Origin of the sequence: Ralstonia sp. ASV6 (assembly GCF_016429285.1) — a bacterium.
GTDB lineage: Bacteria > Pseudomonadota > Gammaproteobacteria > Burkholderiales > Burkholderiaceae > Ralstonia > Ralstonia flaminis.
The window spans coordinates 1-9,260 of record NZ_JAELUI010000177.1 but is presented as its reverse complement, the minus strand read 5'-3'; the positions used below and the strand labels follow the sequence as shown (position 1 = coordinate 9,260).

Genomic DNA, 9,260 nt, shown 5'->3' with positions numbered 1-9,260 from the left:
GGTATGCCGAAGTGGCAGCATCGGGCTGCCGAAGGTGCACACCTTGTGTTGTATCTGCTGATTCTGGCGGTGCCGCTGACGGGCTACCTGTTGAGCGTGGCGGCCGGTATCAAGGTTGTCTACCTTGGCGTGTGGGAAATGCCGATGCCCTTCGAGAAAAGCGATGCACTCAAGGACATCTTCAGCTTCGCGCACCAGTGGTTGAACTGGACCATGGCCACCATTGTTGTGCTGCATATCCTAGCCGCGCTCAAGCACCACATGGTTGACCGCGACGGCACGCTGCGACGCATGCTGCCCTTCCTGCGCTGAATTCGTGCGCTGATTTCCAAACGCACCGGTGTGTGCCGGTGCCCTGGCTTCCCATCCTGACCAAGACCGCCGGCACGACCGGCCTGACCGAAGGAGTCTGATGATGAAACGTTTTGTGCGCCCCCGCGCTATCGCCCTGGTTGCCGCTGGCGCGCTGTCGATCGCGGCAGTATCGGCCATCGCCCAGGTGGACGCTGCCAAGAGCAGTGTGACGGCCACCGGTAAGCAACTCGGCGTGCCGATGGACATCAAGTTCGGCAAGTTCGACGCCACCGTGAACTACAACCCGGCCAACGTGGCTGCGTCCACGGCCAAGGTCGATATCGACATCAACAGCGTCGACGTGGGCAGCAAGGAATACAACGACGAGCTGAAGAAGAAGGATTGGTTTGACGCTGCCAAGTATCCGAAGGCCACCTTCGTGTCGTCGGCATTCAAGCCGGGCGCCAATGGCAAGGTGGACGTGGTCGGCAAGCTGACCATCAAGGGCGTCACGCAGGACGTGACCGCACCCGTCACCTTCAAGCAGGACGGCGCCACCCAGGTCTTTGAAGGCGCGCTGCCCGTCAAGCGCAATGCATTCAAGATCGGCGATGGCGATTGGAAGGACACCTCGGTCGTCGCCGATGATGTGACGATCAAGTTCCGCGTTGTTATCGCCAAGAAGTAATACACCCCTCAACGTCGCGTTTTTGCTCTCGTTTTCGCCCCCATTACCTGCTGGAGTTCACATGAAACTGCGTACCCTCGTTGCTGCTCTGTCTGCTGTTGCCGCCACCGCCGCGTTTGCTGCACCGGCCACGTACCAACTGGACCCGACTCACACCTACCCGAGCTTTGAAGCCGACCACATGGGCGGCCTGTCGAAGTGGCGCGGCAAGTTCGACAAGTCCAGCGGCTCCGTCACGCTGGACCGCGAAGCCAAGAAAGGCACCATCGACGTGACGGTGCAGACCGACAGCATCGACTTCGGCATGGCCAAGCTGAACGATCACGCCAAGGGCGCTGAAATGTTCGACGTGGCGAAGTACCCGACTGCCACCTTCAAGGGCAACTTCACCAAGTTCAAGGGCGATGTGCCGACAGAAGCCGAAGGCCAGCTCACGCTGCGTGGCGTGACCAAGCCGGTCAAGATGGAAATCGACGCGTTCAAGTGCATGCAGCACCCGATGCTCAAGCGTGAAGTCTGCGGCGCTGACGCCGAGATGAAGTTCAACCGCGACGAGTTCGGCATCGACTACGGCAAGGCCTACGGTTTCAACATGGAAACCAAGCTGAAGATCCAGGTGGAAGGCCTGAAGCAAGACGCCAGCGTCGCGCAGCAATAAGCTGCCACGCGCGGCAAATAAAACGCCCCGGCTCTCAAAGGCCGGGGCGTTTTTATTGGTAATTCCGACCCAAAGAAAAAGCCCCGCGATTGCGGGGCTTTTCTTGTTGCCTGACCGACTGGGGAGGGTACTTAGACCTGCGCGCCGAAGTTCGGATCATCGTTCGGGCCAGTGGCCTTCTTCTCGGACTTGACGAGGTCTTCGCGCTTGACGCCCAGCCACATGCACAGCGCGGCGGCCACGAACACCGACGAGTAGATACCAAACAAGATACCGATGGTCAGCGCCAGAGCGAAGTAGTGCAGCGTCGGGCCGCCGAACACCAGCATCGACAGCACCATCATTTCGGTCGAGCCGTGGGTGATGATGGTCCGCGAGATGGTGCTGGTAATCGCGTGGTCGATCACCTCGTGCGTGTTCATCTTGCGGTACTTGCGGAACGCCTCGCGGATCCGGTCGAAGATCACGACTGACTCGTTCACCGAGTAGCCCAGCACCGCCAGGATACCGGCCAGCACCGACAGCGAGAACTCCCACTGGAAGAACGCGAAGAAGCCCAGGATGATGACCACGTCGTGCAGGTTGGCGATGATGCCCGCCACTGCAAACTTCCACTCGAAGCGGATCGACAGGTAGATGACGATACCGATTACCACGAACAGCAGCGCCAGCAGGCCATCGGTGGCGAGTTCCTTGCCGACCTGCGGGCCGACAAACTCAACGCGCTGCAGCGTGGCGTCGGGGTTGGTGGCGTTCAGAGCCGTCATGACCTGCTGGCTTTGCACGGCCGAGGGGATGGGCTTGCCATCCGGGCCGCTCTTGAGCGGCAGGCGGATCATCACGTCGCGCGAGGTGCCGAAGTTCTGCACCTGGGCGTCGGCATAGCCGAGCTTCTCGACGTCGGCGCGGACCTTCGGCAGATCAGCGGCCTGGGTGTAGGCGACTTCCATCACCGTACCGCCGGTGAACTCCACCGACAGGTGCAGCCCCTTGTGGAACAGGAAGAAGACAGCGGCGATAAACGTAATGAACGACAGCGCGTTGAGGATCAACGCGTGCTTCATGAACGGAATGTCGCGGCGGATGCGGAAAAACTCCATGGTCTGCCCTTTGTGGCAACCGGCCCGAGAGCGTGGGCCGGTGCCGGTTATGCGAGATGTCTGTGGGTGAGGTGCCTTACTGCTTCACCGGCGGCTGTGCGTTGGGGGCGGTATTGCCCGGCTTCCAGATCTGGCCGATCGCCAGGCCTTGCAGCTTCTTGCGGCGGCCGTACCACAGGTTGACCAGGGCGCGGTTGAAGAACACCGCCGAGAACATCGAAGTCAGAATGCCCAGGCAGTGCACCACGGCAAAGCCCTTGACCGGACCGGAGCCGAAGGCGATCAGTGCCAGGCCCGCGATCAGCGTGGTGACGTTCGAGTCCACGATGGTTGCCCACGCACGCTCGAAGCCCGCGGCAATCGCCATCTGGGCTGAGGCGCCGTTGCGCAGCTCCTCGCGGATGCGCTCGTTGATCAGCACGTTGGCGTCAATGGCCATACCCAGTGCCAGCGCGATAGCGGCAATGCCCGGCAGCGTGAGGGTGGCCTGCAGCATCGACAGCACGGCAATCAGCAAGAACACGTTCACGCCCAGCGCCACCACCGAAAACACGCCGAACAGCATGTAGTACAGGACCATGAACACTGACACCGCCAGGAAGCCGTACAACGCCGAGTCGAAGCCCTTGCGGATGTTGTCGGCACCCAGCGACGGGCCGATGGTGCGCTCTTCAATGATCTCCATCGGCGCAGCCAGCGAGCCTGCGCGCAGCAGCAGCGCCAGGTCGGCCGAAGCTTCGGTCGAGCCCATGCCGGTGATCTGGAAGCGCGAGCCCAGTTCGGACTGGATGGTGGCCACCGTCAGCACTTCGCCCTTGCCCTTTTCGAACAGGACGATGCCCATGCGCTTGCCGATGTTGTCACGCGAGACATCGCGCAGCATGCGGCCACCCTGGCCGTCGAGCGTGATGTCGACCGACGCATTGTGGTTCTGGTCGAAGCCTGCCGAGGCGCTGGTGATGCGGTCACCCGTGAAGATCACCTGCTTCTGCAGCAGCACCGGAGCGCCGCGACCTTGCGTGAAGAGCTCGTCGCCCAGGGGCACCGGGTCGCCGGCGCGCGGCACGAGCGGCGCATTCGGGTCGGCCAGGCGGGCTTCGAGCGTGGCGGTACGGCCGATGATGTCCTTGGCCTTGGCGGTGTCCTGCACGCCGGGCAGTTGGACCACGATGCGGTCCGGGCCCTGTTGCTGGATCACCGGTTCGGCCACGCCCAGTTCGTTCACGCGGTTGTGCAGCGTCACGACGTTCTGCTTGACGGCGTTGTCCTGCACTTCCTTCATCGCGGCCGCGGTAAAGGTGCCGGTCAGCGTGGCGCCGTCAGCGGTCTTGTCGACGCTGTAGGCCAGTTCACGGGTGGAATCCGCCAGCACGCCACGGGCGCGGTCGGCGTCGTCGGCGTTGCTGAACTTGATGGTGATGGTGTTGCCGCTGCGATCAATGCCGTTGTGGCGGATGCTCTTGTCGCGCAGTTGCGTGCGGATGTCACCGGCCAGCGAGTCGAGCTTCTTGGTGACCGCGCCGTTCATGTCGACTTGCAGCAGGAAGTGCACGCCGCCACGCAAGTCCAGACCCAGGAACATCGGCAGGGCGTGGATAGAGGTCAGCCAGCGCGGCGAGCCCGACAGCAGGTTCAGCGCGACGATGTAGGTCGGATCGGTCTGGTCGGTGTTCAGGCCGCGGGCCAGGATGTCCTTGGCCTTGAGCTGCGTGTCGGTGTCGGCAAAGCGCACACGCACGCTGGCCGAGGTACCGTTGTTGTCGAAGAACACGCCGTTGGGCTGGATGTTGGCCGCAGCGAGCAGGCTCTCAACCTGCTTCTGGACGTTCAAATCGACCTTGACGGTGGCCTTGCCCGAGGACACCTGCACGGCAGGCGCCTCACCGAAGAAATTCGGCAGCGTATAGAGGAACCCGATGGCAAGCGCCACCAGGATCACAAGGTATTTCCAGAGCGGATAGCGATTCATCTTGCTTGGATGGCGGTGAGGCGGCCCGTCAGCGATGCGGGCGTGGGCGCGGATTCTTAGAATAGGCGCTGCCAGGGGTTCCGGCGCCCGCGTACAACGCTCGGGCGCCGGTCATACCGGATTACAGCGCTTTGAGCGTGCCCTTGGGCAGCACAGTCGTCACGGCGCTCTTCTGGACGGTGATTTCAGTGTTGGCAGCGATTTCAACCACCACGAACTGCTCGGTCACCTTGGCAACCTTGCCCAGGATGCCGCCGGCGGTGACGACTTCGTCGCCCTTGGCCAGGGCTTCGAGCATGGCCTTGGTTTCTTTCTGGCGCTTCATTTGCGGGCGGATCATGATGAACCACAGCACCACAAACATCAGGATGATGGGCAGGAAGCTCATCAGGCCACTGGCGGCGCCGCCCGCCGGGGCGGTTTGTGCGTAAGCGTCGGAAATGAGGAACACGGTCAAAACTCCGTAAATGGGTCGTCAATCGGTCAAAAATTGGACCGAACATTCTACCATTGCCGCCTTGCGGCAAATGGGCGCATGGCCAGTCCTGTCAAGGGGGTGTCAGAGTGCGCCGCGGGCCCGGTCGGCGGCAAAGCGCACCTGGAATGCGGCAAAGCTGTGCGACTCAATGGCGGCGCGCATCTCAGCCATCAGCTCCAGGTAGTAATAGAGGTTGTGGATGGTGTTCAGGCGTGCACCCAGGATTTCGCCCACGCGTTGCAGATGGTGCAGGTAGGCACGCGAGAAATTGCGGCAGGTGTAGCAGCCGCAGGTTTCGTCCAGCGGGCGTGGGTCATTGCGGTGCACCGCATTCTTGATCTTGATGTCGCCAAAGCGGGTGAACAGCCAGCCGTTGCGCGCGTTGCGGGTGGGCATCACGCAGTCGAACATGTCGATGCCGCTAGCGACGCCTGCCACCAGGTCTTCCGGCGTGCCCACGCCCATCAGGTAATGCGGCTTGTTGGCCGGCAGGCGCGGCGCCACGTGCTGCAGCACGCGCATCATGTCTTCCTTCGGCTCACCCACCGACAGGCCGCCGATGGCATAGCCGCCGAAACCCTGGCCGCCTGCATCGGCGTCAATGGCTTGCAGACCCGCCAGCGATTCGTCGCGCAACTGCTCGAACATGCCGCCCTGGACGATGCCGAACAGCGCGTTCGGGTTGTTCTCTCGCGCGAATTCGTTGCGCGAGCGTTGCGCCCAGCGCAGGCTCATGCGCATCGACGCAGCGGCTTCTGCCTCGGTGGCCGGGCGACCATCGATCTGGTACGGCGTGCATTCGTCAAACTGCATGACGATGTCCGAATTCAGCCGGCGCTGGATCTGCATGGAAATCTCGGGCGACAGGAACAGCTTGTCGCCGTTGATGGGCGAGGCGAATGTCACGCCTTCTTCGGTGATTTTGCGCAGATCGCCCAGCGAAAACACCTGAAAACCACCCGAATCGGTCAGGATGGGCTTATCCCAGCCATTGAAGCCGTGCAGGCCTTTGTGCGCATCCATTACTTCCAGCCCTGGGCGCAGCCACAGGTGGAAGGTGTTGCCGAGGATGATCTGCGCGCCGATCTCCTTGAGTTCCGCCGGCGACATCGCCTTGACCGCGCCATAGGTGCCCACCGGCATGAAGATGGGTGTTTCCACGACACCGTGGTTCAGGGTCATGCGGCCGCGTCGGGCAAGGCCATCGGTGGTGAGCAGTTCGTACTTGAGCATGGTCAGGCAGATTGGGTGTCGGCGGGGTTGCGTTCCGCGCGCGTGAGGAACATGGCGTCGCCGTAGCTGAAGAAGCGGTAGCGCTGGGCAATGGCGTGCTGGTAGGCGCCACGGATGGCGTCCATGCCGGCAAATGCCGATACCAGCATCAACAGCGTCGATTTGGGCAGGTGGAAATTGGTCACCAGCGCGTCGACCGCACGGAAACGGTAACCCGGGGTGATGAAGATATCGGTCTCGCCGCTGCCCGCATTGAGCGTGCCGTCGGGCTGGGCTGCGGATTCAAGTGCACGCATCGACGTGGTTCCCACGGCAATCACGCGCCCACCCGCCGCCCGCGTGGCGCGGATGGCCTCGGCCAGTTCGGGCGAGATGGCATACCACTCGCTGTGCATGCGATGCTCGGCGATATTTTCCACGCGCACCGGCTGGAATGTGCCGGCGCCCACGTGCAGTGTCAGGAAGCCACGCTGGATGCCCCTGGCGTCGAGCTCGGCAAACAGCGCATCGTCGAAATGCAGGCCGGCTGTGGGCGCCGCCACCGCACCCGGGTTGCGTGCGTAGACGGTCTGATAGCGCGTCTCGTCAAAGCTGTCCGGATCGTGCTCGATATAGGGCGGCAGCGGCAGGCGGCCGTACTGCTCGATCAGGTCCAGCGCCGGTTGCGGGAAGCGCAGCGTGAAGAACGGTTCGGCGCGCGGGCCCACCGTCACATCAAAGGCATCGGCCAAGCGCAGCGTGGTGCCCTCGACCGGCGACTTGCTGGAGCGGATCTGCGCCAGCACGGTGTGCTCATCCAGCAGGCGCTCGACCAGCACCTCGACCTTGCCGCCGCTGGCCTTGTGGCCAAAGAAGCGGGCCTTGATGACGCGGGTGTCATTGAAGACCAGCAGGTCGCCGGGGCGCAGGTAGTCGACCAGATCGGCAAACTGGCGGTCATCAAAATGCACGCCATCTTTGGCACGGCGCACAGCCAGCAGGCGGCTCGCGGTGCGGTCGGGCAGGGCGGTTTGCGCGATCAACTCGGGCGGCAGATCGAAATCGAAATCGGACAGCGTCAGCATGGATGGGGCGCGGTTGAAGAATCGCGCCAAGTGAAGAGAGCGGCGCCGGTACAATCGGGCGAAACCGCAAAGTTCGCCATTGTAAACGTCCTGTGCCGCCTCGCGCCCGTTCCGCCGCTGATACCGCTCCACTGCCCGACGCTGATACCGCGCCGGCGCCGAAGCCAAAACGTGCGACCCCGGCAGACAAGCCGGCCAAGACCGCGCGCCCGGCCGACAAACTCGCCAAGCTGGGCCTGCACCGCGACGTTGATCTCGTCCTGCATCTGCCGATGCGCTACGAGGACGAAACCACGCTCCTGACCATCGTCGAGGCCACAGCGCGCGCCAACACTGGCTGGGCAGCGCAGGTGGAAGGCACGGTCACGCGCAACGAAGTGGCGTTCCGGCCGCGCCGGCAACTTGTTGTGCACATCGCCGATGATTCGGGCGAACTGGTGTTGCGCTTCCTCAACTTCTACGGCAGCCAGGTCAAGCAGATGGCCGAAGGCGTGCAACTGCGTGTGCGTGGCGAGGTGCGCGGCGGCTTCTTTGGCGCGGAGATGGTGCACCCGACCGTGCGCACCGTGGCGCCCGATGAACCGCTGCCCGATCGTCTGACGCCAGTGTATTCGACCGTGGCGGGCGTGCCGCAGGCGTATCTGCGCAAGGCAATCCTGAATACGCTTGCACGCACGCCGCTGCCGGAAACGGTGCCGAACAGCCTCATTAACGGCCCGCTGGCGCCGCTCAAGCTGATGGCGCCCGCCGAAGCCGTGCGCCTGCTGCACCAGCCCACGCCCGACGTGGATGAGCACAGCTTGGTCGAGCGCACGCACCCGGCGTGGCTGCGCATCAAATTTGATGAGCTGTTGTCGCAGCAGCTCTCGCTCAAGCGGGCACAGGCGGCACGCCGCACACGCAACGCGCCAGTGTTGCGTGCCAGCGGCGAGGGCGGCCTGCTCGCGCGCTTCATGCATGCGCTGCCCTTCAAGTTGACCGGCGCCCAGGCCCGCGTGTGGGAAGAGATCCGCGCCGATCTCGCGCACCCGTATCCGATGCAGCGGTTGCTGCAGGGCGACGTGGGCAGCGGCAAGACCGTCATCGCTGCGTTGGCCGCGTGCCAGGCCATCGACGCCGGCTGGCAGGCCGCGTTGATGGCGCCGACTGAACTGCTGGCCGAGCAGCACTACCGCAAGCTCTCCGCATGGCTTGCGCCGCTGGGTGTCGACATTGTCTGGCTGGCCGGCAGCCTCAAGCGCAAGCAGAAGGACGAGGCAGCCGCACGCGTGGCGGACGGCTCGGCGCAACTTGTGATCGGCACGCACGCGCTGATTCAAGACACGGTGACGTTCGCACGCCTTGGCCTGGCCGTGGTGGATGAACAGCATCGCTTTGGTGTCGCGCAGCGGTTGGCCCTACGTGGTAAATCCGGCGTCAAGGCAAGTCATGGCGACGCACCTGTCGCCGCCAACGCCCAGGTGCCGCACCAGTTGATGATGTCGGCCACGCCCATCCCGCGCACGCTGGCGATGACGTACTACGCCGACCTCGACGTCTCGGCCATCGACGAATTGCCGCCGGGGCGCACGCCAATCGTCACGCGGCTGGTGAACGACGCACGCCGCGACGAGGTGATCGAGCGCATCCATGCCGCCGCGCAAGAGGGGCGACAGGTCTACTGGGTATGCCCGCTGATTGAAGAGAGTGAAGCACTGCAGTTGCAAACGGCGGTGGAGACCTTCGAGACACTCTCTCAAAGCCTTGCTGGTTTGAAGGTGGGCCTGGTGCACGGCC

General features: G+C 63.5%; 9 protein-coding genes. 4 read left to right on the top strand and 5 right to left on the bottom strand.

Annotated features, from left to right (window positions below; translation table 11 throughout):
- The 3 genes from JHD73_RS24430 to JHD73_RS24420 all read left to right on the top strand — a co-directional run.
- A partial coding sequence (locus tag JHD73_RS24430) for a cytochrome b (protein ID WP_199032763.1) occupies nucleotides 1-312 on the top strand: 312 nt, incomplete at its 5' end.
- 103 nt (nucleotides 313-415) lie between these two features.
- Nucleotides 416-982 (top strand): YceI family protein, encoded by a 567-nt coding sequence (locus tag JHD73_RS24425; RefSeq protein WP_199032764.1) that lies wholly within the window; start codon nucleotides 416-418, stop codon nucleotides 980-982.
- Nucleotides 983-1,043: 61 nt separating this feature from the next.
- Nucleotides 1,044-1,640, top strand: a complete 597-nt coding sequence (locus JHD73_RS24420; protein ID WP_199032762.1) for a YceI family protein — start codon at nucleotides 1,044-1,046, stop codon at nucleotides 1,638-1,640.
- Between the two features lie 131 nt (nucleotides 1,641-1,771).
- Here JHD73_RS24420 and secF read toward each other — a convergent pair whose 3' ends face one another.
- The 5 genes from secF to queA all read right to left on the bottom strand — a co-directional run bounded on the left by secF (nucleotide 1,772) and on the right by queA (nucleotide 7,484).
- A complete protein-coding gene (gene secF, locus JHD73_RS24415; RefSeq protein WP_199032761.1) occupies nucleotides 1,772-2,740 on the bottom strand; it encodes a protein translocase subunit SecF in 969 nt (322 codons plus the stop codon).
- A gap of 76 nt (nucleotides 2,741-2,816) precedes the next feature.
- Nucleotides 2,817-4,709, bottom strand: a complete 1,893-nt coding sequence (gene secD, locus JHD73_RS24410) for a protein translocase subunit SecD (RefSeq protein ID WP_199032760.1) — start codon at nucleotides 4,707-4,709, stop codon at nucleotides 2,817-2,819.
- A 121-nt stretch (nucleotides 4,710-4,830) separates the two neighbouring features.
- Nucleotides 4,831-5,160 (bottom strand): preprotein translocase subunit YajC, encoded by a 330-nt coding sequence (yajC, locus tag JHD73_RS24405; protein ID WP_031329700.1) that lies wholly within the window; start codon nucleotides 5,158-5,160, stop codon nucleotides 4,831-4,833.
- Nucleotides 5,161-5,268: 108 nt separating this feature from the next.
- Nucleotides 5,269-6,420, bottom strand: a complete 1,152-nt coding sequence (gene tgt / locus JHD73_RS24400) for a tRNA guanosine(34) transglycosylase Tgt (RefSeq protein WP_199032759.1) — start codon at nucleotides 6,418-6,420, stop codon at nucleotides 5,269-5,271.
- 2 nt (nucleotides 6,421-6,422) lie between these two features.
- Nucleotides 6,423-7,484, bottom strand: a complete 1,062-nt coding sequence (gene queA, locus JHD73_RS24395) for a tRNA preQ1(34) S-adenosylmethionine ribosyltransferase-isomerase QueA (protein WP_199032758.1) — start codon at nucleotides 7,482-7,484, stop codon at nucleotides 6,423-6,425.
- A gap of 92 nt (nucleotides 7,485-7,576) precedes the next feature.
- Here queA and recG point away from each other — a divergent pair.
- Nucleotides 7,577-9,260 (top strand): ATP-dependent DNA helicase RecG (gene recG / locus JHD73_RS24390; RefSeq protein ID WP_199032757.1); only part of this gene is annotated, 1,684 nt, incomplete at its 3' end.

Excerpts from the sequence above, each read along its gene's own strand:
- JHD73_RS24425 (WP_199032764.1), top strand. The coding sequence starts at position 416 with ATGAAACGTTTTGTGCGCCCCCGCGCTATCGCCCTGGTTGCCGCTGGC.
- JHD73_RS24420 (WP_199032762.1), top strand. The coding sequence starts at position 1,044 with ATGAAACTGCGTACCCTCGTTGCTGCTCTGTCTGCTGTTGCCGCCACC.
- secF (WP_199032761.1), bottom strand. The coding sequence starts at position 2,740 with ATGGAGTTTTTCCGCATCCGCCGCGACATTCCGTTCATGAAGCACGCG.
- secD (WP_199032760.1), bottom strand. The coding sequence starts at position 4,709 with ATGAATCGCTATCCGCTCTGGAAATACCTTGTGATCCTGGTGGCGCTT.
- tgt (WP_199032759.1), bottom strand. The coding sequence starts at position 6,420 with ATGCTCAAGTACGAACTGCTCACCACCGATGGCCTTGCCCGACGCGGC.
- queA (WP_199032758.1), bottom strand. The coding sequence starts at position 7,484 with ATGCTGACGCTGTCCGATTTCGATTTCGATCTGCCGCCCGAGTTGATC.